Annotated in this window: 28 protein-coding genes; 9 read left to right on the plus strand and 19 right to left on the minus strand. The window is 59.4% G+C overall.

Annotated features, from left to right (window positions below; genetic code table 11):
• The first annotated feature begins 58 nt into the window (after positions 1-58).
• A complete protein-coding gene (gene hmpA / locus AB5Z02_RS16975) occupies positions 59-1,252 on the plus strand; it encodes an NO-inducible flavohemoprotein (protein WP_368216514.1) in 1,194 nt (397 codons plus the stop codon).
• A 99-nt stretch (positions 1,253-1,351) separates the two neighbouring features.
• Here hmpA and AB5Z02_RS16980 read toward each other — a convergent pair whose 3' ends face one another.
• The 6 genes from AB5Z02_RS16980 to AB5Z02_RS17005 all read right to left on the minus strand — a co-directional run bounded on the left by AB5Z02_RS16980 (position 1,352) and on the right by AB5Z02_RS17005 (position 6,311).
• On the minus strand, positions 1,352-1,936 hold the full coding sequence (locus AB5Z02_RS16980; protein ID WP_151286247.1) for a tetratricopeptide repeat protein: 585 nt from the start codon (positions 1,934-1,936) through the stop codon (positions 1,352-1,354).
• Positions 1,937-2,331: 395 nt separating this feature from the next.
• Positions 2,332-3,267 (minus strand): malate dehydrogenase, encoded by a 936-nt coding sequence (gene mdh, locus AB5Z02_RS16985; protein ID WP_069554449.1) that lies wholly within the window; start codon positions 3,265-3,267, stop codon positions 2,332-2,334.
• Between the two features lie 227 nt (positions 3,268-3,494).
• Positions 3,495-4,151, minus strand: a complete 657-nt coding sequence (artM, locus tag AB5Z02_RS16990; RefSeq protein ID WP_368216515.1) for an arginine ABC transporter permease ArtM — start codon at positions 4,149-4,151, stop codon at positions 3,495-3,497.
• 3 nt (positions 4,152-4,154) lie between these two features.
• A complete protein-coding gene (gene artQ / locus AB5Z02_RS16995) occupies positions 4,155-4,805 on the minus strand; it encodes an arginine ABC transporter permease ArtQ (RefSeq protein ID WP_151286211.1) in 651 nt (216 codons plus the stop codon).
• Positions 4,806-4,808: 3 nt separating this feature from the next.
• Complete coding sequence (locus AB5Z02_RS17000; RefSeq protein WP_019445594.1) at positions 4,809-5,546, minus strand: transporter substrate-binding domain-containing protein; 738 nt, start codon at positions 5,544-5,546, stop codon at positions 4,809-4,811.
• Between the two features lie 24 nt (positions 5,547-5,570).
• A complete protein-coding gene (locus AB5Z02_RS17005) occupies positions 5,571-6,311 on the minus strand; it encodes an ATP-binding cassette domain-containing protein (RefSeq protein ID WP_160881760.1) in 741 nt (246 codons plus the stop codon).
• A 201-nt stretch (positions 6,312-6,512) separates the two neighbouring features.
• On the opposite strand from AB5Z02_RS17005, the gene argR reads away from it, so the two are divergent.
• Positions 6,513-6,983, plus strand: coding sequence for a transcriptional regulator ArgR (argR, locus tag AB5Z02_RS17010; protein WP_005340378.1), 471 nt, complete (start codon positions 6,513-6,515; stop codon positions 6,981-6,983).
• A 90-nt stretch (positions 6,984-7,073) separates the two neighbouring features.
• On the opposite strand, the gene AB5Z02_RS17015 is transcribed toward argR, so the two are convergent.
• From AB5Z02_RS17015 to glnK, 5 genes are all read right to left on the minus strand, one after another.
• Complete coding sequence (locus tag AB5Z02_RS17015) at positions 7,074-7,979, minus strand: Dyp-type peroxidase (RefSeq protein WP_064338814.1); 906 nt, start codon at positions 7,977-7,979, stop codon at positions 7,074-7,076.
• A gap of 103 nt (positions 7,980-8,082) precedes the next feature.
• Positions 8,083-9,117: an ABC transporter ATP-binding protein gene (locus AB5Z02_RS17020; RefSeq protein WP_219265025.1), complete on the minus strand. Its 1,035-nt coding sequence runs from the start codon at positions 9,115-9,117 to the stop codon at positions 8,083-8,085.
• An 82-nt stretch (positions 9,118-9,199) separates the two neighbouring features.
• Positions 9,200-10,825 carry an ABC transporter permease gene (locus AB5Z02_RS17025; protein ID WP_368216516.1) on the minus strand — a complete coding sequence of 542 codons (1,626 nt, stop codon included), beginning with the start codon at positions 10,823-10,825 and terminating at the stop codon, positions 9,200-9,202.
• Between the two features lie 39 nt (positions 10,826-10,864).
• Positions 10,865-11,872: a Fe(3+) ABC transporter substrate-binding protein gene (locus AB5Z02_RS17030; protein ID WP_005340374.1), complete on the minus strand. Its 1,008-nt coding sequence runs from the start codon at positions 11,870-11,872 to the stop codon at positions 10,865-10,867.
• A gap of 258 nt (positions 11,873-12,130) precedes the next feature.
• Positions 12,131-12,469: a P-II family nitrogen regulator gene (glnK, locus tag AB5Z02_RS17035; RefSeq protein WP_005341406.1), complete on the minus strand. Its 339-nt coding sequence runs from the start codon at positions 12,467-12,469 to the stop codon at positions 12,131-12,133.
• A gap of 201 nt (positions 12,470-12,670) precedes the next feature.
• On the opposite strand from glnK, the gene arfB reads away from it, so the two are divergent.
• Both arfB and AB5Z02_RS17045 read left to right on the plus strand, forming a co-directional pair.
• The gene (arfB, locus tag AB5Z02_RS17040; protein WP_111901080.1) at positions 12,671-13,087 is read left to right on the plus strand and encodes an alternative ribosome rescue aminoacyl-tRNA hydrolase ArfB; all 417 of its coding nucleotides are present in this window, start codon (positions 12,671-12,673) and stop codon (positions 13,085-13,087) included.
• A 29-nt stretch (positions 13,088-13,116) separates the two neighbouring features.
• Positions 13,117-13,608, plus strand: coding sequence for a methylated-DNA--[protein]-cysteine S-methyltransferase (locus AB5Z02_RS17045; RefSeq protein ID WP_368216517.1), 492 nt, complete (start codon positions 13,117-13,119; stop codon positions 13,606-13,608).
• A 361-nt stretch (positions 13,609-13,969) separates the two neighbouring features.
• Here the strand turns inward: AB5Z02_RS17045 and AB5Z02_RS17050 are convergent, their stop codons facing one another.
• The 4 genes from AB5Z02_RS17050 to tapT all read right to left on the minus strand — a co-directional run bounded on the left by AB5Z02_RS17050 (position 13,970) and on the right by tapT (position 17,583).
• Positions 13,970-14,395: a hypothetical protein gene (locus AB5Z02_RS17050; protein WP_005340360.1), complete on the minus strand. Its 426-nt coding sequence runs from the start codon at positions 14,393-14,395 to the stop codon at positions 13,970-13,972.
• Positions 14,396-14,589: 194 nt separating this feature from the next.
• On the minus strand, positions 14,590-15,363 hold the full coding sequence (gene yaaA / locus AB5Z02_RS17055; RefSeq protein WP_368216518.1) for a peroxide stress protein YaaA: 774 nt from the start codon (positions 15,361-15,363) through the stop codon (positions 14,590-14,592).
• Positions 15,364-15,410: 47 nt separating this feature from the next.
• Positions 15,411-16,520 carry a type IVa pilus ATPase TapU gene (gene tapU, locus AB5Z02_RS17060; protein ID WP_231720296.1) on the minus strand — a complete coding sequence of 370 codons (1,110 nt, stop codon included), beginning with the start codon at positions 16,518-16,520 and terminating at the stop codon, positions 15,411-15,413.
• Between the two features lie 28 nt (positions 16,521-16,548).
• On the minus strand, positions 16,549-17,583 hold the full coding sequence (gene tapT / locus AB5Z02_RS17065) for a type IVa pilus ATPase TapT (RefSeq protein ID WP_005340354.1): 1,035 nt from the start codon (positions 17,581-17,583) through the stop codon (positions 16,549-16,551).
• 39 nt (positions 17,584-17,622) lie between these two features.
• Here tapT and AB5Z02_RS17070 point away from each other — a divergent pair, with 39 nt between their 5' ends.
• From AB5Z02_RS17070 to AB5Z02_RS17090, 5 genes are all read left to right on the plus strand, one after another.
• Positions 17,623-18,324 carry a YggS family pyridoxal phosphate-dependent enzyme gene (locus AB5Z02_RS17070; RefSeq protein WP_368216519.1) on the plus strand — a complete coding sequence of 234 codons (702 nt, stop codon included), beginning with the start codon at positions 17,623-17,625 and terminating at the stop codon, positions 18,322-18,324.
• Positions 18,325-18,466: 142 nt separating this feature from the next.
• On the plus strand, positions 18,467-19,291 hold the full coding sequence (proC, locus tag AB5Z02_RS17075; RefSeq protein ID WP_368216520.1) for a pyrroline-5-carboxylate reductase: 825 nt from the start codon (positions 18,467-18,469) through the stop codon (positions 19,289-19,291).
• 11 nt (positions 19,292-19,302) lie between these two features.
• Complete coding sequence (locus AB5Z02_RS17080; RefSeq protein ID WP_047436998.1) at positions 19,303-19,854, plus strand: YggT family protein; 552 nt, start codon at positions 19,303-19,305, stop codon at positions 19,852-19,854.
• The gene (gene yggU, locus AB5Z02_RS17085) at positions 19,854-20,156 is read left to right on the plus strand and encodes a DUF167 family protein YggU (RefSeq protein WP_005340341.1); all 303 of its coding nucleotides are present in this window, start codon (positions 19,854-19,856) and stop codon (positions 20,154-20,156) included. The genes AB5Z02_RS17080 and yggU overlap by 1 nt, the downstream gene beginning before the upstream one ends.
• A 43-nt stretch (positions 20,157-20,199) precedes the next feature.
• Complete coding sequence (locus AB5Z02_RS17090; RefSeq protein WP_005340339.1) at positions 20,200-20,619, plus strand: DUF4426 domain-containing protein; 420 nt, start codon at positions 20,200-20,202, stop codon at positions 20,617-20,619.
• Between the two features lie 101 nt (positions 20,620-20,720).
• Here the strand turns inward: AB5Z02_RS17090 and AB5Z02_RS17095 are convergent, their stop codons facing one another.
• The 4 genes from AB5Z02_RS17095 to AB5Z02_RS17110 form a co-directional block, all read right to left on the minus strand.
• Positions 20,721-21,917, minus strand: a complete 1,197-nt coding sequence (locus AB5Z02_RS17095; protein WP_042656242.1) for a NupC/NupG family nucleoside CNT transporter — start codon at positions 21,915-21,917, stop codon at positions 20,721-20,723.
• Positions 21,918-22,099: 182 nt separating this feature from the next.
• Positions 22,100-23,035 carry a LysR family transcriptional regulator gene (locus AB5Z02_RS17100; protein ID WP_005340335.1) on the minus strand — a complete coding sequence of 312 codons (936 nt, stop codon included), beginning with the start codon at positions 23,033-23,035 and terminating at the stop codon, positions 22,100-22,102.
• Positions 23,036-23,117: 82 nt separating this feature from the next.
• Positions 23,118-23,654, minus strand: a complete 537-nt coding sequence (locus AB5Z02_RS17105) for a glutathione peroxidase (protein ID WP_076495785.1) — start codon at positions 23,652-23,654, stop codon at positions 23,118-23,120.
• A 58-nt stretch (positions 23,655-23,712) separates the two neighbouring features.
• Entirely contained in the window at positions 23,713-24,276 is a 564-nt protein-coding gene (locus tag AB5Z02_RS17110) for an NnrU family protein (RefSeq protein ID WP_042053314.1), read from the minus strand.
• Positions 24,277-24,502 lie beyond the last annotated feature (226 nt).

The following is a 24,502-nucleotide window of genomic DNA, read 5'->3' on the forward strand; positions in this document are numbered from 1 at the left end:
CATCTAGGATGCCACTTATTAAATGACATTTTATATGTTCAATTAGAACGAGGCCCCTATGCTAGATCAAACCACCGTTGCCGTCATCAAAAGCACCATTCCGCTGCTCGAATCGGCAGGCCCTGCCCTCACCCAGCACTTCTACCAGCGGATGTTCAGCCATAACCCGGAGCTGAAAGATATCTTCAACCTTGCCCACCAACGAAGTGGCGGCCAGCCGCTGGCCCTGTTCAATGCAGTCGCCGCGTATGCCAAGAATATCGACAATCTGGGGGCTCTCGCCGGTGCAGTCGAGCGGATTGCGCACAAACATACCGGATTCCTGATCCAGCCGGAACAATATCACATTGTAGGTAGTCATCTCTTGGCCACGCTCAAAGAATTGGGCGGAAGTGCGGTCACCGACGAGGTGCTGGAGGCATGGGGCAAGGCGTATGGCGTGCTGGCCGACATCTTCATCGGCCGCGAGCGGGAGATCTATCAGGAGAAGGCCAATCAGGATGGCGGCTGGCAAGGTACCCGCACCTTCATCATCAAGGAGAAGCGAGCCGAGAGCGACCTCATCACCTCCTTCCTGCTGGCGCCGGAAGATGGCAAGCCGGTACTGACCTTCAAACCGGGCCAATACCTCAGCATCAAGCTGGTTCACCCCGAGCTGGAATATCAGGAAATCCGCCAATACTCCCTCTCCGATGCACCCAATGGACAGGATTACCGCATCAGCGTCAAACGCGAGCCACAGGGTCAGGTCTCCAACCTGCTGCACGATCACCTGCAGGCGGGTGACAAGATCGAAGTGATGCCCCCCACCGGCGATTTCTACCTGAAAGCCGACAGCCATACCCCGGTGGTACTGCTCTCCGCCGGTGTCGGCGTGACACCGATGATGAGCATGCTCAACCAGCTGCTGGCGAGCGGCCATCAGGCTGATATCACCTGGCTACACGCCTGCGAACAGGGTGCTGTACACGCCTTCCGGGAGTATATTCAGCAAAAATCCCGTCAGCATCCCAACTTGCTGAGCCGGGTCTGGTATAGGGAGCCGGAGGCCAGTGATGTGCAGAGCGAAGATTACGACCTGGCCGGCACCATGGATCTGACTGCCGTGAAGGAGCGCATCACGCCGCAGGCCCACTACTACTTCTGTGGCCCTGTCGGCTTCATGCAAGAGATCAAGCGGCAGCTGCTGGCTGCTGGGGTACCAACGGGGCAGCTCCATTACGAAGTTTTTGGCCCCCATCAAGATCTCTAAGGCTCGGGCAGCCATATAACAGAGGGAGGTTCCGGCCTGTCATGGCACGGCGGCTGGAACCGGACCCACAGGTGCAGACCTGTGGGTCATTTTTTTGGATCAGTGCATCGCCTTGGCGCGGGCCACCACGTTGGCCGGCATCCGGTTGCCAAGACGGTTGAGCAGACTCGCCGCCTTCTGGTGCAGCGCCTTGTCACCTATGACAGCGCCATGGAGCCAACGGTAGGCATCCTCATAATCAAGCGGACTGCCCATCCCCTGCAACAGCATCTCGACCCACTCGATGCGAGCCCGCAGAAAACCGAGGCTGGCCGCCTCGCGCATCAGTGTTTCGGCTCGCACCAAATCCTTCTGCACCAAAGTTCCTTTCCAGTAGTAGCGACCCAGTTGCTCCAGCGCCGGCGCCAAACCCTGATTGGCCGCCTCCCACATATATTGCACCCCGATCTCGGCATTGGGTTTGGTACAGACACCCCACGCCAGCATATCCCCCCAGAGGAATTGATAGGCCGGGATCTTCATCACCGAGGCGCGCGCTTCGATATCCTGAGTCAGCTGACAGCGATCCTGCTTCACCTGAGTGAGGTGGCGCCCCTGCTCAATCCAGTTGAGCAGCTCGTCCTGACGATAGAGCGGCACCGCCTGCAACTCGCCTGCGGCCAGAGGTGCGGGAGGCGCAACCACAGCGGCAGGCTCAGCCGGTTTTGGCAGCGGCGCGGCCCCCTCGCCACTGCTGGCAACGGGTGTGACCGGCTCGGCCGGAAGCAAGACGGGGACTGCCTCAGAGGGCGCTGGCGTAGCAGCAGAGACAGGGGCCGTTGCCACCGCAGCACTGCTTGCTGTCGGTGCCGATGCACTTGCTGCAGGCGCATCGCTCGATACGGCAGCCGATACCGCCTCGGCACCATAGAGGGGCGCGGTGAATGCACCGACAAGAACGAGAAGGGTAAGGGGTTTCATCATAAGGATCTCCTGCTGCACTCTGTTATCGGCACCAAGCCCCATCCCCTTAGCCTGCCGGGCGGCTCTCATCAATACAAAAGGGAGCCGAAGCTCCCTTGTTGGCACGGTTGACCCGCTTACTTGACGAAATCGACACCCAGCTGGATATCTGCTTTCAGGGTAGCCAGCATGCCTTCCATCGCTTCCTGCTCGAACGCGCTCAGCTTGCCGTAATCAAGTACGGTTTCGACGCCATTCTTGCCCAGCAGTACCGGCTGTGCGAAGAAGGTGGCGTGCTCGCCGTTGCCTTCCACGTAGGCGCACTCGATGACATTGGCTTCGCCCTGCAGACCCTTGATGAGGGAGAGACCGAAACGGCAAGCCGCCTGACCCATGGAGAGGGTCGCAGAACCGCCACCGGCCTTGGCTTCCACCACTTCGGTACCGGCATTCTGGATGCGCTTGGTCATGGCAGCCACTTCTTCTGCAGTGAAGGAGGCGCCTTCAATCTGGGAGAGCAGCGGCAGAATGGTCACGCCACTGTGACCACCGATCACGTTGACGCGTACTTTGTCGATGTTCAACCCTTTGGCAGCGGCCACGAAGGTCTCGGCGCGGATCACGTCCAGGGTGGTGACACCAAACAGACGACGCTTGTCATAGACACCGGCTTTCTTCAGCACTTCGGCAGCGATGGCAACGGTGGTGTTGACCGGGTTGGTGATGATGCCGATCAGTGCTTTCGGGCAAGTGGCCGCGCACTTCTCGACCAGATTCTTGACGATACCGGCGTTGATATTGAACAGGTCGGAGCGATCCATCCCCGGCTTGCGTGCCACACCGGCGGAAATCAGCACCACATCGGCCCCAACCAGCGCAGGAGTCGGATCTTCACCGCAGAAGCCCTTGATGGCGACGTCGGTAGGAATATGACTGAGGTCAACGGCCACACCCGGAGTAACCGGGGCGATGTCATACAGGCTCAGCTCGGAGCCAGCCGGCAGACGGTTTTTCAACAGCAGAGCGAGGGCTTGACCGATGCCACCAGCGGCACCCAGAACGGCAACTTTCATGATCAACTCCATGTTTAAGCGTAGGTTTAAGGTTGTTTGTTGTTGTGCGCCCAACCTTAATGGATCCCCCCATAAAAAACAATCTGATAACAGTTGCAGTCACGGGTTCTGTGAGCCACGAAACATGCGGGAGCAAAAATTGGAGGGAAATACAAAAAGTTGGAGGAGAAGCACAGTTTTTCTGCACTTCCCCCTACCATAAAGAGGTAGATCTGAGGGTCTCAGGATTAGAATGCCAGCGCCCGTTTTTCACACCAGCGAAAACCAATTGTTAACAATCCGTTCATCGCCAGATAAAGCCCGCCAGCCACCCCGAACACCGCCAGGGTATCGTAGGTCTGGGCATTCAACCCCTGCGCCAGCCCCATGATGTCCATGATGGTGATAGTACTGGCGAGGGAGCTCCCCTTGAGTACCAGGATCACCTCGTTGGAGTAGGCAGGCACCAGATGACGGGCGGCATGGCGCACCTTCATCCACAAGGTCTGGCGGCCGTTAAAGCCAAGCGCACGACACGCCTCTACTTCACCGGCCGGGATGGCATCGAGCGCCCCCTTGAACAACCGGGTGGAGTAGGCCGCCGTGTTGAGACCCAGCGCCAGCACGGCGCAGAACCAGGGCTGCTTGAGCAGCGGCCAGAGCGGGCTGGCTTTCAGCCACTCAAACTGGCCCGGCCCGTAGTAAATCAGGAAGATCTGAATGAGCAGCGGCGTGCCGGTAAAGAGCAGCACCCACAGCTGCACCAGCTGGGTCGCCACCGGCAGGCGCAGCTCCAGCACCCAGGTCATCAGGGCTGCCAACACAATCCCCAGCAGCAGGCTGAACAGGGTCAGCTCCAGCGTGGTGACAAGACCGCCCAGCAACGTAACGAGATACTCTTGCATCAGTTAGCCTCCGTAGCGGCGGGTGTAGCGGGCAGCCAGCCCGAGGCCATATTCACTCACCAGACTGATGGCCAGATAGATGAGGGCCGCGGCGGCATACCAGGTGAACGGCTCATAGGTACTGGCCGAAGCCATCTGCGCCTGACGCATCATCTCGTTGACCCCGATAAGCGACACCAGCGCGGTATCTTTCAGCAATACCAGCCACTGGTTGCCGAGGCCCGGCAGGGCATGACGCCACGCCTGCGGCAACACGATGCGAAAGAAGATGTTGCTCTTGTTCAAACCCAGCGCCAGCGCCGCCAGCCGTTGACCTGAAGGCACCGCATTGAGCGCCGCCCGCAGGGTCTGGGTCGCATAGCTGGCGAACAGCAGGGAGAGCGCCAGCACGCCACAGGCGAACGGGCTGAACTCCACATACTCGCCAGTGATGAGGAACAGCACCTGGGTCGAGCCGAAGTAGATGAACAGCACCACCAGCAACTCGGGCAGACCACGGATCAGCGTGGTCAGAGTGGCCACCGGCCACACCAGCGCACGCTGCTTGCTGAGCTCGGCGGCACTAAACGCCAGTGCCAATACCATGCCCCCGACCAGTGATGCCAAGGCCAGCCCGAGGGTCATCCAGGCTGCATCCAACAACAGGCTCAACATGGCTTACTGCGCGAAGTATTTGTCGAAGATTTTCTGATAGGTGCCGTTGGCCTTGATCTCGGCCAGCCCCTTGTTCAGCTGGGTCAGCAGCTCCTGATTGCCCTTGGCGACCGCGATGCCAAAGCCGGTACCGAAGTACTTGGCATCGGTCACTGGCGCACCCACCACCGCATACTCCTTGTGCTGCTTCAGCCAATCGGCAGCAACGGCGGTATCAGCAAACACACCGTCGGTACGGCCATTCATCATGTCGAGGAAGGCGCTCTGGTAGCTGGCGTACGGTACGGTCAGCAGGCCCTTGCTCACCCAGTTATCCACCAGATAGGACTGGTGAGAGGTACCGTTCTGCACGCCGACTGTCTTGTCGACCATCTCTTCCGGCCCCTTGAAGGCCCCTTTCTTGGCGACGAATACTGCCGAGTTCTCGTAGTAGATGTCAGAGAAATCGACCTGCGCGGAGCGCTCAGGGGTTACGTCCATGGCGGCGATGGCAGCATCGTAGCGACGGAATTTCAGGCTGGGGATCAGGCTGTCAAAGGCCTGATTGTGGAAGCTGCACTCCAGCTTGGCCTGCTCGCAGATGGCGCGGGCCAGATCGATGTCAAAACCCTGAAACTCGTTCTTGTCATCCAGGTATTCGAACGGCGCGTAGGTGGCCTCGGTGGCGAACTTGATCTCTTTGGCCATGACGGAGGTACTCAACAGGCCCATGGCAGCAACCAACAACAGACTCTTTTTCATGACAGCTTCCTTATCGATTCAATATCAATGCATCAAGAATTCGGCAAACCGGCTGGTTTGCGGGGATTGGAAAATGGCAGCGGTGCCGGATTCGATGATCCGCCCCTTCTCCAGATAAATCACCTGACTGGCTACCTTGCGGGCAAAATCGACCTCGTGGGTCACCACCACCTGGGTAATGCCGGTCTGGCTGAGGTTACGGATGATCTCGGCCACCTCCTTGGTGATCTCGGGATCGAGGGCAGCAGTCGGCTCGTCAAACAGCAGCACTTCCGGGTCCATCATCAGGGTACGGGCAATGGCCACCCGCTGCTGCTGACCGCCGGAGAGACGTGCAGGCCAGGCATCGCGCTTGTCGGCCAGTTGCAGCTGGGCCAGCAGATAGGCCCCCTTCTCGATGGCGGCCTCCTTGCTCATGCCGAGCACCTTGACCGGCGCTTCAATCAGATTCTCCATCACAGTGAGATGTGGCCAGAGATTGTACTGCTGGAACACCATGCCCACCTTGCGACGCAGCAGTTGGGACTGGCGGTTGAATTCGGCAGCTGAGAGGGAGATCGGGAAAGAAAATTCACTTTCGCCAATCCGCAGAACACCCGCATCCGGGGTATCCAGCAGGTTCATCATCCGTAGCAGGGAACTCTTGCCAGCACCGCTCGGGCCCAGCAACACCAAGGTTTCACCGGGGGATGTCCGAAAGCTGACCTGTTGCAGAACCGGCACCTTGTGCCAGGACTTCTCGATACCTATTAATTCAATACCCATACAGCCCAATTGAATAAGTTTTCAAAATTTCATCCCGATTCTATCCCTAATAAAGGTTGATGCAAGCCATTTTTGAATCAATATGCAGAACAAGCGCCGCTTCCTTGCAAAAAACGGCATATGAATGCAAAATGGCCCCGCTGTTCGTATCTGCCGCCTGTATCGCACAGGCCGCCACACCTCCTCATTCGTGAGACCAAGATGAAACACAACGACAAGCAAGAAAAACTGGCCAAGGCCTTTAAAGCCTTGCTGAAAGAAGAGCGCTTTGGCTCCCAGGCAGAAATCGTCACCGCCCTGCAAGAGCTTGGCTTCGAGAACATCAACCAGTCCAAGGTATCGCGCATGCTGAGCCGCTTCGGCGCCGTTCGCACTCGCAATGCCAAGATGGAGATGGTCTACTGCCTGCCGGTGGAACTGGGCGTGCCCACCACCTCCAGCCCGCTCAAGAATCTGGTACTGGACGTCGATCACAACGGCGCACTGGTGGTGATCCACACCAGCCCGGGTGCCGCCCAGCTGATCGCCCGCCTGCTCGACTCCCTCGGCAAGGCAGAGGGGATCCTCGGCACCATCGCCGGTGATGACACCATCTTCATCACCCCGACCAGCGACACCGATATCGAAGAGCTCTACCTCTCCGCCCTCGAGCTGTTCGAACAGACGCCATAATGGCCGCTACCGCATCATCGCGGTCACGCCAAAACGAAAAATCCCGGCCAAGGCCGGGATTTTTGTTTTCTGAGTCTTCGTCAGGCGGGCTTATTTGCCCTGCGCCATCAGAAAACCCTCCGATGGGGCGAAGAAAGCCGCGCCGGTCACTGCTTTGGTGAAGCGCAGCAGGTGATCGAAGTGGCTGCCCTCTCCCTTGTACATGCTGGCCAGCATGGCGTTGAAGTGCTGCGGTGTGCGGCAGCAGGAGATGAAGTAGAGTCCCTGCTCGGTCATGGTGCCCCAGGGCATGCTCTGGCGCAGGATCTCCATGGACTCTCCCTTCGGAGTCTTGAGATTGACCCGCTTGATGTGGGCGGTCAACGGCTTGGCAGCAGACTCATATTCGATGTTGTCGGGCTTGGTGCGACCGATAATGTCTTCCTGCTCTTTTTGCGCCAGCTTCTCCCAGTCACTCATGGCGTGGACCCAGCGCTGGACATGAATGTAGGAGCCACCGGCAAACTCGCCTTCCGCCAGCAACGCCACTTCGGCACGGTGTTCATCCTGCGGGTTCTCGGTGCCATCAACGAAACCGGTCAGGTCACGGAAATCCAGATTGCGGAAGCCACGCACCTCTTCGGCCAGCTCTACCAGTCCGGCCAGCAGTGCCATCACACGGTGACCGGCGTGGTGCAACACATCCACCCGATCGGCGCGCAGCTGAATAAAGAGATCAAACGGGGTGTTGGGGGCTTCCTGACCGTTGGCGGATTGCGCCATAAAGCTGCGGAACTGGGGCGGACGGGCGGCAGGGTAGAGACCATCCCAGGCATCGGCGCCAACGGCAACCAGACCGCTGAAACCGGCATCGGGGAAATCGGCGGCGACCGCCTGCCACAGGGCGGGCAGTTTAGCCAGACGGCCGACCAGTTCGGCGGCATCGCCGGTACGATTGAACATCAGATAGAGGGCGTGCAGATTCGGCTCTGCGCAGATCCCGGCTTGGGCTTTCATATATCTCTCCCCTGAGTAGGCGTTAGCGTTACGGGCTATTTGCGTTGCGCGATTATAAACCAGAGTGGATCCAGTTCTTTGATTTCACGACGATATCACGCGTTCAGGACAAAGGGTCAAACAACACCAGCCCATGGGGGGCAACCTTGATCCGTGCCCGCATCCCATCAAGGGGCTCGCCAATGCTCGCCTCCAGCTGCAGATCGCCACACTCGAACAGCACCCGGCAGTGGTGGCCGAGGAACTGCTGCTCCACTACCTTGAGCTCCCCATCTGCGGCGCTCTCCAGCAACAACTGCTGGGGTCTGAGCATCAGTTGCAACTGCTCACCCACCGCCCGGCCATGGGGCTCACTGCCACAGATGACCCCGAGCGCCGTCTGTACACAGTGGCTGTCCACCACCTCGGCGGCCAGATAGTTGACCCCGCCGAGAAACTCCGCCACGAAGCGGTTTTGCGGGCGGCGATAGAGCTGCTCCGGCTGGCCCACCTGCTCGATGTGACCGGCGCGAAACAGCGCCAGCCGATCGGCGAAGGCGAACGCCTCCTCCTTGCTATGGCTGACGAAGATGGCGCCAATCCCCTGCTGCTTGAGCAGGGTGCGGATCTCGAGGATCAGCTTCATCCGCACCTGGGTATCGATGTTGGAGAAGGGCTCATCCAGCAGCATCAGCCGCGGCTTGCACACCAGCGCCCGGGCGATAGCCACTCGCTGCTGCTGGCCACCGGAGAGCTGGTGAGGATAACGATCCCCCAGCCCCTGCAGATTGACCAGCGCCAGCGCCTCGTCCACCTGCTGCTGGCGGGCGCGGCGATCGAGTTTGGTCAGGCCAAAGCCGACATTGTCGGCCACCGTCAGGTGGGGAAAGAGGGCGTAATCCTGAAAGATCATGCCGATGTTGCGCGCCTCGGGCGGCACGCTGGCACCCGGCCCGTCGAGCAGGGTATCGCCGAGGCGAATCGAGCCCTCTGCCAACGGCAGCAGCCCGGCGATGGCCTTGAGCAACGTGGTTTTGCCGCAGCCACTGGCTCCCAGCAGGCAGACGATCTCGTTGTCTGCCACCGTCAGGGAGAGCTGCTCCAGCACATTGCGACCGTTGTAACGGCAGCTGACATTTTCAACCTGCAAACAGGACAAGGCTGACTTCCTCTCGTTTCTGGCGGCGCGCAGCCTTTTGGTTCAGCGCACCGCATGCAATTTCATTGGCCGACGTGGCGACTCAGTGGCCCGGACTGTCCAGACTGCGGTTGACCCAGATCAGCGGCAACAGCCCCACCAGCACAATGACGATAGCCCCCAGCGCGCCACGCTCCAGCATCTCGTCCGAGACAAACTGATAGACGTGGGTCGCCAGAGTATCGAAGTTGAACGGCCGCAGCAGCAGGGCGGCGGGCAGCTCCTTCATGGATTCGATAAACACCAGCATGGCACCGGCAAACAGACCGCGGCGCACCAGCGGCAGATGGACCCGGCGCAGCATGCCGCCATCCCCCTGCCCCAGGGAGCGGGCAGCCATGTCGAGACTGGGGGAGATCTTGCCCATGCTGCTCTCCACCGAGCCGATGGCGATGGCCACGAAGCGTACCAGATAACCGAACACGATGGCGGTGATGGTGCCGGTTAGCAGCAAGCCCGGGCCCTGACGCCCGAGCCACTCGGCCAGATCGTTGATGGCAAAGTCGAGGGCGGTTAGCGGCACCAGCACACCGATGGCGAGCACGGTACCCGGCATGGCGTAGCCCATGGCGGCTATGCGCAGGGGCAACAAACTCTTTATCCCGCCATCGAGGCGACGGAAGAAGCCGAGCAGCAGGGCGATGCCCATCGCCAGCAGAGCGGTCAGCGCCGAGATAGCCAAGCTGTTGCCGGCAAAGCGGACAAACTCCGGCGTCCATGACAACTCGAAGTAACGCACCCCGTAATCGAGCAGGATGACGAATGGCAGGCCAAAACCGGCCAGCACCAGCCCCCAGCACCAGAGACAGGCCAACCAACGGCCAATCCCCTTGAGCGGATAGCGCAGCGGCTGCTCATGGCCCATGGACTTCTGGAACACCTGCTGCCGACTGCGCGAGCGGCGCTCCAGCGCGATCAGCAGCACCACAGCCAGCAGCATCAGGCAGGAGAGTTTGGCCGCGGTGGCCAGACTGCCATAGCCAAGCCAGGTGTCGTAGACCGCCGTGGTCAGGGTGTTGATGGCAAAGAAGTGGACGGTGGCGAAATCGGCCAGCGTCTCCATGGCCACCAACGATACCGCCACCATGATGGCGGGGCGCGCCAGCGGCAGACTGAGACGGCGAAAGCTCTGCCACGGGGTGCAGCCGAGCAGGCGGCTGGAGTGGATCAAGCTGACTGACTGCTCGAGAAAAGAGGCGCGGGTCAGCAGATAAACATAGGGGAACAGCACCAGCGCCAGCACCCAGGCGGCGCCGCCAAGGGAGCGAATGGCCGGAAACCAGTAATCGGCTGGACTGTTCCAGCCAAAGAGTGCTCGCAACCCGGCCTGTAGGGGGCCCGAATAGTCGAGCAAGTCGGTATAGACGTAGGCGACGATATAGGAGGGCATGGCCATTGGCAGCATCAAGGCCCACTGCAGGGCACGGCGCCCCGGCACCTGACACATGGCCACCAGCCAGGCGGTGGGCACGCCAAATAGCAGGCTTAGCAATACTACGCCGACCACCAGCCCCAGGGTATTGCCCAAATAATTGAGCAGCACGGTATCGGCGAGGTGGCGAAACAGCTCCCCCTCAGCCGAGAAGGCAGAGAAAAGCAGGGCTATAACCGGTAAACCCAGCAGCAGGGCGGTGGCCCAGCTGCCGGTCATCCATCCAAAATTTTTCATGAGACCACAGATATTGATGGGGCCGTTGGCCCCATCTGATTACAAGTCGAACTTCACTTCATCCAGCAACTGCAAGGCGTCCTTGCGATGCTTGGCGTAATCGCTGACCGGTAGTGCGTCAGACTTGAAACTGCCCCAGGACTTGACCATGGCGGAAGGCTCGACCCCGGCCTTGACCGGATATTCGGCGTTCACGTCCGCATACATGTGCTGGGCGGTGTCGCCAGCCAGAAACTCCATCAGCTTCTGGGCCTCTGCCTTGTTCTTGGCATACTTGGTCATGGCCACGCCGCTCACGTTGACGTGGGCACCGCGGTCAGCCTGGTTCGGGAAGTTGATATAGACCGCATCCGCCCAAGACTTCTGCGCAGGATCTTTCAACATGGCGCCCAGATAATAGCTGTTGCCGAGCGACACGTCACAGATACCATCCTTGATCGCCTTGACCTGATCCCGGTCGTTGCCCTGCGGCTTGCGCGCCAGATTGGCCTTGACCCCTTCCAGCCAGGTTTTGGTCTCAGCCATGCCGTGATGGGCAATCATGGAGGAGACCAGCGCCACATTGTACTCATGCTTGCCGCTGCGGGTGCAGATTTTCCCTTTGAATTCCGGTTTGGCCAGATCTTCGTAGCTGATGGTATCGAGCTTGCCGAGGCGATCCTTGCTGGAGTAGATGGCGCGAACCCGGGTGGTCAGGGCGAACCAGCGATTCTCCGGATCACGATAGATGGCGGGGATGTTCTCCTGCAGGATCTTGCTGTCCACCGGCTGCACCAACCCCTTGTCCACCAGATCGGTCAGACGGCTGATATCGACGGTCAGCATCAGGTCGGCCGGAGAGAGCTTGCCTTCCCGCTCCAGACGCTCGTTCAACCCCTCTTTGGCGAACACCACGTTCACCTTGATGCCAGATTCCTTCTCGAACTGCTGGATGATGGGCTTGATCAGCTCATCCTGCCGGTTGGAGTAGACATTCACTTCCCCGGCCGCCAATGCCGACTGAGCTGCCAACGCAGAGAAAGCCAGTGCCAACATCTTCATTTTCATCATCCATTCCTTGATTAGCTATACAGAGTGATAACGATTGCCGTTTGCATTCTGCATACATCTTATAAGCGGATCAAGAAAGCTCGCCGTCGCCACATCACATATTTAATCGCCCATAAATGAAAAGGGCCGGATGGAATCCCATTCGGCCTCTTCTGAGCAAAACGTTATGTTGATCAGGCTTCAATAAGCGCTCACTCCATCGGGATTCCCCGAGATCGGGAGGTCAACAGATCTGTACGTCACGGATGCGGTTCATCACAGCGCCTCGTCGTCACTTTCGCCGGTGCGGATGCGCACCGCCTGCAGCAAGTCATAGACAAAGATCTTGCCGTCGCCGATCTTGCCGGTATAGGCCGCCTTGCAGATCGCCTCGATCACCCCTTCCACGTTATCATCGGCGGTAGCAATCTCCAGCTTCACCTTGGGCAGGAAGTCGACCTGATACTCGGCTCCCCGGTATAATTCGGTGTGTCCCTTCTGGCGGCCAAATCCCTTGACCTCGGACACGGTCAGCCCTTCCACCCCCAGGTTGGCAATAGCCTCGCGGACATCGTCCAACTTGAACGGTTTGATAATCGCACTAATCAGCTTCATCTGGTTGCTCCCAATCCATGGTGTGTCATGAATCGGGTTTCAATTCTTATGCCAAGTATTTTTATTGTTTTATTTCATATAGATAGAGTTTAATGCCTGCGCCATTCGTCAGGCACATCCCCATAACCGGCCAGCACGCCCCATAATGAGGCACCATGCTGCAGCGGTCAGCGGGTATGCACCAAACAAGAGCAAAACAGCATGTTAGTTATCTCCAACAGCGTCGCGATTCCCTGGCATGAGCTGCAATTTCAGACCATGCGGGCACAGGGCAACGGTGGACAGCACGTCAACAAGACCGACTCCGCCGTCTGGTTGCGCTTCGATTACCGCAACTCTCCCAGCCTGACGCCCCTCTACAAGGAGGGGCTCGACAAGCTGAGCGACAGCCGGGTGCATGACGGTTTTATCCTGATCCGGGTCGAGAGCCACCGCAGTCAGGATATGAACCGCAAGGAGGCGATGAGCCGTCTGGTGGAGTTGCTGAAAAAAGCAGCCTGGCGCCCCAAGGCCCGCCATGCCACCAAGCCGACCCGCAGCTCCCAGCGCAAACGGGTCGATGCCAAGAAACGCAAGGGGGATATCAAGTCCGCCCGCGGCAAGCCGGTGCTGGACTGAGCCCCCCAGCCCCCAAAGGATGTCAGCCGATGAGATACAGTTTTTGCGACAGCGCACGCGGCCCCCTGCTGGTCGCCATCGATCAAGATGGACTGCGCCACGTGGAGTTCATGCACGGGGAGCGGCCAGTCATGCCGCAAACTGACTGGCAACGGGATGACAAGGCGCTGGCCCCCTATCTTGCCCAGTTCACCGCCTATTTCGCCGGAAAGTTGCAGCAGTTCGATCTACCCATGGCAGCGAAGGGCACTCCGTTTCAGCAAACGGTATGGAACGCTTTGTGTGATATCCCCTATGGCGAGACCGTGAGCTATCTCGAGATTGCCCAGGCTATCGGCAACCCCAAGGCGGTACGGGCGGTGGGCGCTGCCAATGGCCGCAATCCGCTGAGCATCATAGTGCCCTGCCATCGGGTGATCGGACACAGCGGCGAGCTGACCGGCTATGCTGGCGGCATTCCCATCAAGCGCTGGTTGCTGGCTCTGGAACAGGCAGGCACAACATTCGAGCTGGTACCATGACACGATGAGCGCCCCCAAAGAGGAACGGGACAATATCGTGGCCAAAATGAAAAGGCTTTCAGCCAGTAGCCACGCTTTGCTGACAAGATGAACAGAAAATGAAGAATCGCCTCAGAACTACTTCAGATTGAGCTTGGCATGATAGCTCCATACTTGAATGGCACGGCTCATTCGCTGATTCAAGTAGCACCCATGTGACGCTTCCAATCTGTCTTTTTCCCCGCGCCTCCTCTGAGGCGCTTTTTTTGTGCCGACACAACAGGCCACCACCCAAGCTGAATGGCCTGAACGCCACAAAATCTGCCCCCGCCCAAAAACCAAGAGGCGAAGAATCATCCTTCGCCTCTGACGTAACAGCGGACTACTCGCTCTGGGGCAGGAACTGCAGTTCCGGCGCCGAGGAGGTCAGCACATCGGCACAATAATCCCAGGTCGAGATGCGATAGTGCTGCAGATCTTCATCCAGATGCAGGCCGTCCGACTCCTGATGGAACCAGCTGGCAAAACGGGATGGGGTGATGAGCTGGATCTGCTCTTCGATAGCGTGACTATCCTTCCCCTCGGCCAGATCGCAATCTTCGATAACACGCAGGGCGTAGATATGGCGAAAATAGACCCGGCAGAGGATTTGCGGGGGCAGATCGATGCTGCGCGCCCGACCCAGCATGATGGTCAGAGAGTCGCTCCAGAGATCCTGATGCAGCTCGGCAACGACCAGCCCGGGTGGGAGCTGGCGGGACGGAGCCCAAGGGACGGCAACCTGCCGAATGGCATTTTTCTGTTCCATATTCACCTCACGACGACTCGCTCCCTGTCTTGAGTCTATCTGAACCACATAGTCCCGGCGAAGGCAATCGATGGACAATAAAAACGGCAATAAAAAAGCCGACGTATCAAACGTCGGCGAATAAAAAGTGCTTACAACAGAGGATTCACATATTCAGACCCGCGGGTCGAAAGATTGGTTCCCTCTTTTTGTAATTAATTTTCGGCGCGTTTAAACATCAGGGTATTGGCGTCCGACTCTTCCGGCACAAAGTAGTAGCCCTCGGCGTTGAAACCGGTCAGCTGCTCCACCTCGTTCAGACGGTGCTTGATGATGTGGCGAGCCATCATGCCGCGCGCCTTCTTGGCGTAGAAGCTGATGATCTTGAACTGGCCGTTCTTCTCATCCTTGAACACCGGCGTGACAATCCGCCCTTTCAGGCTCTTGGGTCGTACCGACTTGAAATACTCGTCGGAGGCCAGATTGATCAGCACTTCATCCCCCTGCGCTGCCAGCGCGTCGTTGAGATGGTGAGTGATCACCCCCCCCCAGAACTGGTAAAGATCCTTGCCGCGACTATTGTCGAGCTTGGTCCCCATCTCCAACCGATAGGGCATCATCAGGTCGAGGGGGCGAAGCACGCCGTAGAGGCCAGAGAGCATCCGCAAATGTGCCTGAGCGAAGTCAAAATCGGCCTCGCTGAAATCCTCCACCGCCAAACCGGTGTAGACATCCCCCTTGAAGGCCAGCAGTGCCTGACGGGCATTGGCGGGGGTGAAATCTGGCTGCCACTCGGCAAACCGGGCGGCATTGAGACCGGCCAGCTTGTCGCTGATCTTCATCAGTGTGGCGATCTGGTCAGGGCTCAGTTGGCGGGCCCGGCTAATCAGTTCGGCGGAGTGATCCAGCAGCTCGGGTTGGGTGAAACGGGGTGTCACCAGCGGTGACTCGTAATCCAGCGTCTTGGCCGGGGAAACCACAATCAGCATAACGTTCCTTTATGGCGAGGGGCCGAATGGCAGAGCGGCCCCATGATTCATTCATCCAGCGTCACATTGTCCAGCGTACCGGTGCCGAGCCGCTCGCGACCGGAGAGCTTGATCAGCAGTCGCAGGTCGTTGGCCGAGTCAGCGTGGGCGAGTGCCTCACTGTAGCCAATCTGGCCGGCGCAGAACAGGCTGAAGAGCGCCTGATCGAAGGTCTGCATACCCAGCTCGGTGGATTTGGTCATCACCTCCTTGAGGCGATGCATCTCTCCCTTGCGGATGATGTCGGTGATGAGCGGGGTATTGAGCAGGATCTCGAACGCAGCGCAGCGCCGTTTGCCATCCATACTTGGCACCAGCTGCTGGGCGACGATGGCCTTGAGGTTGAAAGAGAGATCGAACAGGAACTGGCGGTGTTTGTCTTGCGGCACCAGATGGAGGATGCGATCCAGCGCCTGGTTGGCATTGTTGGCATGCAAAGTGGCGAGACAAAGGTGGCCTGTCTCGGCGAACTGCAGGGCAAACTCCATGGTCTCCTGACTTCGGATCTCGCCGATCAGGATCACGTCCGGCGCCTGTCGCAGCGAACTTTTCAGCGCCACATCGAATGACTCGGTGTCGATCCCCACCTCTCGCTGGGTCACCAGACTACGACCATGCTGATGGACGAACTCCACCGGATCTTCCACCGTCAGAATGTGACCATCGGCATGCTGGTTGCGATAGCCGATCATCGCCGCCTGGGTAGTCGATTTGCCCGCCCCGGTGGCGCCGACAAACAGCACCAGCCCCCGCTTGGCCATCGCCACCTCTTGCAGGATCTTGGGTAGCTGCAGATCTTCAAAGGTGGGAATGCGGGTCTCGATACGCCGCACCACCATGCCGGGCTGCTCCTGCTGCCAGAAGGCGCTGACCCGGAAACGACCAAGCACCTCGCGATAGATCGCGTAGTTGGCCTCCTTGGTGCGGATATAGCGCTCGAAGTGATCGCTGCTGAGGGTATCCCTGACCAGCGTCAGCGCCCCCTTCTTGTCAAGCGCTTCGCCCCCCAGCGACACCAGATGGCCATTCACCTTGAGGGTGGGCGGCGAGCCCACCGTCACAAACAGATCCGATCCCTTTCGCTCGACCAGCTCGCTCAGCAGATCATCCAGATTCATCATCTATCCCTCCCTGGGTGCGAGTCGCTTAAATGCTGTTGGGATCGACGGCCTTGGCCTTGGCATCGAGGGATGCCACCACACCGCGACTCACCAGCTGCTTGAGACTCTGATCCATGGTCTGCATGCCGTGGGTCATCCCGGTCTGGATCACCGAGTAGAGCTGGGCAATCTTGTCCTCACGGATGAGGTTACGCACAGCCGGAATGCCCATCATGATCTCGTGGGCCGCCACCCGGCCGCCGCCAATGCGCTTGAGCAGGGTCTGGGAGATGACCGCCCGCAGGGATTCGGAGAGCATGGAGCGCACCATGTCTTTCTCTGCGCCGGGGAAGACGTCGATGATACGGTCGATGGTCTTGGCCGCCGACGAGGTGTGCAGGGTGCCAAACACCAGATGGCCGGTTTCGGCGGCGGTCATGGCCAAACGAATGGTCTCAAGGTCGCGCATCTCGCCCACCAGAATGATGTCCGGGTCTTCCCGCAGTGCCGAGCGCAAAGCGTTGCTGAAGCTCTTGGTATCCCGGTGCACTTCCCGCTGGTTCACCAGACAGCGCTTGTTCTCGTGGACGAATTCGATTGGGTCTTCGATGGTGAGGATATGGTGATGGAAGTTCTCATTGATGTAGTTGACCATGGCCGCCAGGGTGGTCGACTTACCCGAACCGGTCGGGCCGGTTACCAACACCAGACCCCGCGGGAACTCGGCGATCTTGCGGAAGATCTCCGGCGCATCGAGATCCTCGAGGCTCAGCACCGTGCTGGGGATGGTACGAAATACCGCGCCCGAACCGCGCGCCTGCTGGAAGGCGTTGACCCGGAAACGGGCCAGATTGGGTACCTCGAACGAGAAGTCGACCTCGAAGTTCTCCTCCAGCTCCTTGCGCTGATGGTCGTTCATGATGTCGTAAATGAGGGCATGCACTTCCCGATGTTCCAGGGCGGGCAAATTGATCTTGCGAACCTCACCATCAACCCTGATCATCGGGGGAACCCCGGCCGAGAGGTGTAGATCCGAGGCTTTATGCTTTACACTGAAAGCCAATAACTCTGTGATATCCATAGACTTGTCATTCTCCCATCACAAGATCACTAACGAAATATGAACCAGATTGCCCAGCACCTGTTTCAGGTAAAGGAACGTATTGCCCAGGCCGCCGAACGGGCGAGCCGCAACCTGCAGCAGATCCGCCTGCTGGCCGTGAGCAAGACCAAACCTGTCGAGGCCATCATGGCCGCCCATGCCGCAGGTCAGCGCTGCTTTGGCGAATCCTACGCTCAGGAAGCAGCGGCCAAGATCGATACCTTGCGCCAGCAGCCGGAATATAGCGACATAGAGTGGCACTTTATCGGCCCTTTGCAATCGAACAAATCCAAACTGGTCGCCGAACGATTTGACTGGGTGCAGAGCGTGGATCGGGACAAGCTGATCGACCGCCTCAACAACCTGCGCCCAACTACAATGGCACCGCTAAATGTTTGTCTGCAAATCAATATTAGCGGAGAGAGCAGCAAATCCGGAACGTCGGAACAAGAGATTTTCCGCCTTGCCGAGCTGGTCTCCCACTGTGACCGACTGGTGCTACGGGGACTGATGGCCATTCCCGAACACACCAGTGACGAGAGCGTACTGGCCGCCCAAATGACCCGTATGCAGACTCTGTTCACCGAGCTTGCGCGACAATACCCCACGGTGGATACCCTCTCGATGGGCATGACCGAGGATCTTGAACTGGCGATAGCCCACGGCAGCACCATGGTGCGGGTCGGCACCGCCATCTTCGGCGCCCGTGACTACTCATAGGCAAGGCCAGCGGATAACCCATACGTCCGCCTCTTGCCGCGACTTCATCAACAGGAGCGTTTGATGGAACACCGAATTCTGGCGTCTGGTGGTGCAGGCAACACCCACCCCGCCGCGACCCCATGTGCTACAGGAGCATCTGATGCAGCATAGAACGCTGGCCTTTATCGGCGCGGGCAACATGAGCCGAAGCATCATCGCCGGACTGGTCAAGGCGGGTTATCCCGCCGGGCAGATCACTGCAGCCAACCCCAGTCTGCCCAAGCTGGAGGCTCTGGCGAGCGAACATGGCATTCGCATCACCCAGAGTAATGCCGAGGCGGCCCGCGACGCAGAGGTGATCGTGCTGGCGGTCAAACCGCAGCTGATGGCCGGCATGCTGGCAGCACTGGTTGAAGAGTTGGGCTCCCTTGAGGGCAAGCTGCTCATCTCCATCGCGGCTGGCATCAAGGTGGCGCGCCTTGGCGAGATGGCCGGTGGCCATGACCGCATCATACGCACCATGCCCAACACCCCTGCCCTGCTGGGTCTGGGCATGACCGGTCTCTATGCACCCAAACATATTGCCGCCGCGGATCGCGACTTTGCCGAGCTGATGATGCAGGCGGTCGGCAAGACCCTCTGGGTGGAGCAGGAGTCCGGCATCAACGGCATCATCGCCGCAGCTGGCAGTGCCCCGGCCTACTTCTTCCTCTTTATGCAGGCGATCGCCGAAGAGGCCGAAGCGATGGGTTTCTCGCCCGATCAGGCACGCCTGCTGGTGCAGCAGACCGCGCTGGGCGCAGCCGCCATGGTGGAGCAAAATCCCGAGCTGGCGCTGCAAACCCTGCGTGAGCAGGTCACCAGCAAGGGCGGCACCACAGCTGAAGCCATCAAGACATTCCAGCAGCAGGGACTGATGCCGCTGACTGCGCAAGCCATGCAGGCGGCCGTTGCTCGTGCCACCGAAATGGAAACTCTTTTCTGACAGGAGCCCAGATGAACACTGCTTACTTTCTGATTAACACCGTTTTCGATCTCTACCTGATGGTTATCCTGCTGCGCGTCTGGCTGCAGTGGGCCCGCGCCGACTTCTACAACCCGATGAGCCAGATGGTGGTCAAGCTGACCAATCCGCTGGTGATCCCGCTGCGCCGCGTTATCCCGGGCTTGGGCGGCATCGATCTCGCCTCCGTGGTGCTGGCGCTGGCCATCGCCTTCGCCAAGCTGGCCCTGCTCAAGAGCATGAACGTACTGCTGGCGGACTGGCTCAGCATCAGCCTGTTCGCCGCGCTGACCGTGCTGAAGAAAGCGGGCTCGATGATCTTCTGGGTACTGCTGATCCGCGCCATCCTGAGCTGGGTCAGCCAGGGCCGCAACCCCATCGAATACGTGATGCATCAGCTGACCGAGCCCTTCCTCGCCCCTATCCGCCGCGTACTGCCGGCACTGGGCGGGCTGGATCTCTCGGTGCTGGTCGCCTTTATCGGCCTGCAAGCCATCAACTACCTGCTGGGTGACCTGTTCGGCCAGCTGTGGTGGATGATTTGATGCCAGCCGTCCTGCAACAAGGGGATGAACTGGTACTGCATCTGGTGATCCAGCCCAAGGCGAGTCGGGATCAGATCATCGGATTGCATGGCGAAGAGCTGAAAGTGGCCATCACGGCACCGCCGGTCGATGGCCAGGCCAACAGCCATCTGATCAAGTTTCTAGCCAAGCAGTTCAAGGTGGCCAAGGGACAGATCACCATAGTGCGGGGCGAGCTGGGGCGACACAAAACCGTCGCCATCGACAGCCCCAAACAGTTGCCGCAAGAAGTGAGTGCGCTGCTGAATGACACGCAAGGCTGAATGAATCGGCCTGCGCCAACCGTAGATATGAGAGGGATGACAGATGAAAACAGCCTGGATGAGTGGCCTGCTGGCACTGCTGATGACCCTACCGCTCAAGGCAGAACAGATGAAGGAGCTGGGGCCCTGGCTGGTGCACTACAACGCCTTCAACTCCAGCTTCCTCACCCCCGAGGTCGCCAAGGCGTATGGACTGGAGCGCAGCCGCTACAACGCCATCATCAATATCGCGGTACAGGACAAGCAGAAAGTGGCGCAAGCCGTGGGGATCACCGGTGAGGCTAAGAACCTGACCGGCACCATCCGCACCCTGAACTTTCAGGAGGTAAAAGAGGGCGATGCCATCTACTATCTGGCGACCCTCCCCTACCGCAACGAAGATACCTATCAGTTCACCCTGAAGATCATGGGCGGTGGGCAGCAACAGAACCTCAGCTTCCAGCAGACCTTCTACGTCGACTGAGCCGCAACAAGAAGCCCCGACCAAGGCCGGGGCTTCATTTTATCCATATGACAAGGGCGCCATTAGGGCGCCCTTGTTGCATCTATTCCGTACCACTGCGGTTACAGGGCGAGGAACAGACCGGCCAGACAGGCACTCATCAGGTTCGCCAGCACGCCGGAGAGAATGGCGCGCATGCCGTAACGGGCGATGAAGGATTTGCGCTCCGGCACCATGGAGCCCAGACCGCCGATCAGGATCGCCATGGAGGAGATGTTGGCAAAGCCGCACAGGGCGAAGGTCACGATGGCCTTGCTCGACTCGCTCAGGGTCTGATCCTGCACCAGACCGATAAAGGCGACGAACTCGTTGACCACGATCTTGGTACCGATCAGGGCGCCAGCGGCTTGCGCCTGCTCCCAGGGTACACCGATCAGCCAGGAGACGGGGGCAAACAGCCAGCCCAGAATGATCTGGAAGCTCAGATCCAGCCCTACCAGACCGCCAGCCCAGCCGAGCAGGCCATTGAGCATGGCGATCACGCCAACGAAGGCCAGCAGGGTGGCACCGACCGCCACCGCGATATTGAGGCCGGACATGGCGCCATCGGCCGCCGCTTCAATCACGTTGGTAGCGCGGGGGATCTCCACATCCTGATGGTGATCGACCTCTTCAGCTCCCGGCGGCACCAGGATTTTGGCCATCGCCAGACCGGCAGGGGCCGACATGAAGGCGGCAGCGATCAGGTATTTCAGCTCAACCCCGAGGCTGGCATAGCCCACCAGGGTGCCACCGGCGACGGAGGCGAGACCACAGCTCATCACTGCGAAGAACTGGGAATCGGACATCTTGGAGAGGTAGGGTTTGACTACCAGCGGCGCTTCCACCATGCCGACGAAGATGTTGGCAGTCGCGGAGAGGCTCTCGGCACGGCCGGTGCCCAGCAGCTTCTGCAAGCCACCACCCAGCAGGGCGATCACCCGAGGCATGATGCCGATGTGGTAGAGGATGGCGATCACCGCGGAGAAGAAGATGATGACCGGCAACACGTTGAAGGCAAAGATGAAGCCCAGCTTGAACTTGGCCAGATCGCCGAACAGGAAGGCGATCCCCTCCTGACCATAACCAATCACGCTGCTTACGCTCTCGCTGACCCCGTTCAGCACGTGCTGACCGGCAGGCAACCAGAGCACCAAACCGGCAAACATGATTTGCAAGCAGAGGGCAAGACCAACTGTTCGCAACGGGATACGACGACGATTATCAGAGCAGATGACGGCAAGCGCCAGGATACTCAGGATGCCGAGCAGGGCAATCATAGGGACTCCATCAGGTGGGGCAAAAGATGGGCGCGGATTCTGCGCCTCTCACCCCGTCACTGCAAGTCCGCTTGGTTACAAGCCTGTTAGAAAAAACGTTTGCACGATATCGGTTGCGCCAACTGGCTGATTTGGTTCGATTTTAGTATCAGGAGAAATCGAGAGTTCTTATATGGAAACAATTATTCCTCACCGCCGGACAATTTACCCCCGAGCCAGGGGGCCAGTCGCTGCTCCCAATAGGGTTCGGGGCCAAAGCGGGCCTTGAGGAAATCGATGAAGAGACGGATCTTGGGATCCAGATGTTCACGCCGGGCATAAACGGCGTGTACCGCCATCTGCTGGTTCGGTCGCCACCCTGGCAGCACAGGGATCAGCTTGCCGCTCTGTAACTCCTTGTCCAGCAAGTAGTTGGCGATATAGGCGATGCCGAGCCCGGCCAGTGCCGCATCCCGCACCGCCTCCGCCATATCCACCCGATAGTTGCCCGCCACCTGCACCGTCTGGCGCTCCTTGCCCTGGCGAAACGACCACTGGTGATAGCGCCGCTCCCGACTCTGGTAAGTGATGCAGTTGTGCTGGGCCAGATCCTTGGGATGAAGCGGCGTGCCGTGGCTCAGCAGGTAATCCGGCGACGCCGCCACCACGAAGCCGATGTCGGCCAGCCGCTGTCCCACCAGCCCTTCCGGCTTGTCCTCATAGGTGGTGAGCCAAAGATCCAGCCCCTCATCCACCAGATTGGTTCTGTGGTCAAACAGCGAGACCTCCAGCTCCAGCTCGGGATAGCGATCCTGAAACGCCTTGAGATGAGGAATGACGTGCAGACGGCCGAAGGATTGGCCCACCCCGAGATGGAGCACGCCGCTCACCTTGCCACGCCGCTCGGCGATCATCGAGTCCGCCTCCTGCGCCACCGCCACCAGCGCATGACAGTGACGGGCATACTCCTGACCCAGCTCGGTCAGGACGAAGCGGCGGGTGGTGCGCTGGACCAGCTGGGCGCCAAGGGTGGTCTCCAGCAGCGCCAGCTGCTTGCTGATATGGGATTTGGAGACCCCGAGACGACGGGCGGCGGCAGAGATCCCCTGCTCGCGCACCAGCGCATCGAAGATCACCATTTGAGGAAGACGTTGCAGCACAAGATAACCGGATTGAGTGGCGGGAGCCCATTATTCCAGAGCCGCCCGCCAAGGGGTAGGGTCAGAGCCCCAGCGCCCGGGTGATCTGCAGTTTGAGGGGGTCGTCAGCCGGATTCTGGTTGGCGCCGTAGCTGGCGATCAGCTTGCCATCGCGCCCCACCAAATACTTGTGGAAGTTCCAGTTCGGCTCATCTCCGTCAGCGGCCGCCGCCAGCCCCTTGAACAGCGGTACCGCATCGGAACCCCGCACCGCCACCCGATTGAACATCGGGAAGGTGACGCCATAGTCGCGGCGGCATACCTCGGCGGTCTTGGTCTCGTTGCCCGCCTCCTGCCAGAAATCGTTGGAGGGGAAACCCAGAATAATCAGCCCTTTATCCTTGTAGCTCTGGTAGAGCTGCTCCAGATCGCGGAACTGACCGCTGTAGCCGCAGTAGGAGGCGGTATTGACTACCAGTACCACCTTGCCCTCGGTCAGCTGACAGAGGTTATGGCGCTGAGAGTTGTTTAGCTCCCGCATCTCCACATTGAAATAATCGGGGCACGCCGCAGAGGCCGCGCCAGCCCCCAATAACAGCAACAGAGTGAACCATTTCATCGCCAAGACTCCTTTTGTTTTGTCCATCATACGCGGTTACCAGAGCCGCAGTTCACTCTCAATGCAATGGAATGCCGGTCAGCCAGCCGTGGCCCCAGAACACCAGCAGTGCGGTGGCAGCCAGGCCCGCCCCGACGCTGATGCCTGTGCCAGTCCAGTTGGCCGCCGGACGGGGATATCGCTGCCAGTCCCGCACCGAAATCCAGACCATGCTCACCAGCGCCCAGAGCCCGATGCCGCCAAACAACACCAGAGAGCGCGCCTCGCTGTTGACCAGCAGATGGGCCACCGCCCAGAGCAGGGTACCGAGCAGTTGGGGATGCACCAGCCAGCGGCGCAGATGGTTGGGCCCCTGGCCGGAGAAGAAGAGGATCAGCGCAAAGGGCATCATCACCGTCATGGTCATCGGCCCCCAATCCGGCAGGAAGTAGAGCGGCAGCGAGCTGGCCGAGCGCCAACCGGCGATGATGCAGGCAATGGCGACAAACACCAGCAGGGAGAAGAGCCCCTTGTAGCGATTCTCCCCCAGCCGCTCGCGCAGCCGCGCCCGATGGGCCACCGCAAAACAGGGGTAGAGATGGATCAGGGTAAACAGCGCAACCCCCAGGGTCAGCAGGAACATGAGTCTCTCCTTGTACTTGGTACGACCACTATGCCGTAAAGGGAGATGTGCGCCTATCAAAACCGCGCTGACCCATGGAGTCAAAAGTGTGGCAAGACAAAGGAGCAGAAAGAAAAGAGCCGATCACGATGGATCGGCAAATAAGTGCCAGGGCAGTCAGACATCTCGCGAGATGGGAGATGCCCCAAACGGGGATATTGAGTGGCCGATGGGGCGCATCGGCCGA

The sequence above is a fragment of the Aeromonas sp. R2-3 genome, from assembly GCF_040908375.1.
Taxonomy (GTDB): domain Bacteria; phylum Pseudomonadota; class Gammaproteobacteria; order Enterobacterales; family Aeromonadaceae; genus Aeromonas; species Aeromonas veronii.

Coding starts and splice junctions, on each gene's coding strand:
- hmpA (WP_368216514.1), top strand. CDS start 59: ATGCTAGATCAAACCACCGTTGCCGTCATCAAAAGCACCATTCCGCTG.
- mdh (WP_069554449.1), bottom strand. CDS start 3,267: ATGAAAGTTGCCGTTCTGGGTGCCGCTGGTGGCATCGGTCAAGCCCTC.
- artM (WP_368216515.1), bottom strand. CDS start 4,151: ATGCAAGAGTATCTCGTTACGTTGCTGGGCGGTCTTGTCACCACGCTG.
- artQ (WP_151286211.1), bottom strand. CDS start 4,805: ATGTTGAGCCTGTTGTTGGATGCAGCCTGGATGACCCTCGGGCTGGCC.
- AB5Z02_RS17000 (WP_019445594.1), bottom strand. CDS start 5,546: ATGAAAAAGAGTCTGTTGTTGGTTGCTGCCATGGGCCTGTTGAGTACC.
- AB5Z02_RS17005 (WP_160881760.1), bottom strand. CDS start 6,311: ATGGGTATTGAATTAATAGGTATCGAGAAGTCCTGGCACAAGGTGCCG.
- argR (WP_005340378.1), top strand. CDS start 6,513: ATGAAACACAACGACAAGCAAGAAAAACTGGCCAAGGCCTTTAAAGCC.
- AB5Z02_RS17015 (WP_064338814.1), bottom strand. CDS start 7,979: ATGAAAGCCCAAGCCGGGATCTGCGCAGAGCCGAATCTGCACGCCCTC.
- AB5Z02_RS17025 (WP_368216516.1), bottom strand. CDS start 10,825: ATGAAAAATTTTGGATGGATGACCGGCAGCTGGGCCACCGCCCTGCTG.
- AB5Z02_RS17030 (WP_005340374.1), bottom strand. CDS start 11,872: ATGAAAATGAAGATGTTGGCACTGGCTTTCTCTGCGTTGGCAGCTCAG.
- glnK (WP_005341406.1), bottom strand. CDS start 12,469: ATGAAGCTGATTAGTGCGATTATCAAACCGTTCAAGTTGGACGATGTC.
- arfB (WP_111901080.1), top strand. CDS start 12,671: ATGTTAGTTATCTCCAACAGCGTCGCGATTCCCTGGCATGAGCTGCAA.
- AB5Z02_RS17045 (WP_368216517.1), top strand. CDS start 13,117: ATGAGATACAGTTTTTGCGACAGCGCACGCGGCCCCCTGCTGGTCGCC.
- AB5Z02_RS17050 (WP_005340360.1), bottom strand. CDS start 14,395: ATGGAACAGAAAAATGCCATTCGGCAGGTTGCCGTCCCTTGGGCTCCG.
- yaaA (WP_368216518.1), bottom strand. CDS start 15,363: ATGCTGATTGTGGTTTCCCCGGCCAAGACGCTGGATTACGAGTCACCG.
- tapU (WP_231720296.1), bottom strand. CDS start 16,520: ATGAATCTGGATGATCTGCTGAGCGAGCTGGTCGAGCGAAAGGGATCG.
- tapT (WP_005340354.1), bottom strand. CDS start 17,583: ATGGATATCACAGAGTTATTGGCTTTCAGTGTAAAGCATAAAGCCTCG.
- AB5Z02_RS17070 (WP_368216519.1), top strand. CDS start 17,623: ATGAACCAGATTGCCCAGCACCTGTTTCAGGTAAAGGAACGTATTGCC.
- proC (WP_368216520.1), top strand. CDS start 18,467: ATGCAGCATAGAACGCTGGCCTTTATCGGCGCGGGCAACATGAGCCGA.
- AB5Z02_RS17080 (WP_047436998.1), top strand. CDS start 19,303: ATGAACACTGCTTACTTTCTGATTAACACCGTTTTCGATCTCTACCTG.
- yggU (WP_005340341.1), top strand. CDS start 19,854: ATGCCAGCCGTCCTGCAACAAGGGGATGAACTGGTACTGCATCTGGTG.
- AB5Z02_RS17090 (WP_005340339.1), top strand. CDS start 20,200: ATGAAAACAGCCTGGATGAGTGGCCTGCTGGCACTGCTGATGACCCTA.
- AB5Z02_RS17095 (WP_042656242.1), bottom strand. CDS start 21,917: ATGATTGCCCTGCTCGGCATCCTGAGTATCCTGGCGCTTGCCGTCATC.
- AB5Z02_RS17100 (WP_005340335.1), bottom strand. CDS start 23,035: ATGGTGATCTTCGATGCGCTGGTGCGCGAGCAGGGGATCTCTGCCGCC.
- AB5Z02_RS17105 (WP_076495785.1), bottom strand. CDS start 23,654: ATGAAATGGTTCACTCTGTTGCTGTTATTGGGGGCTGGCGCGGCCTCT.
- AB5Z02_RS17110 (WP_042053314.1), bottom strand. CDS start 24,276: ATGTTCCTGCTGACCCTGGGGGTTGCGCTGTTTACCCTGATCCATCTC.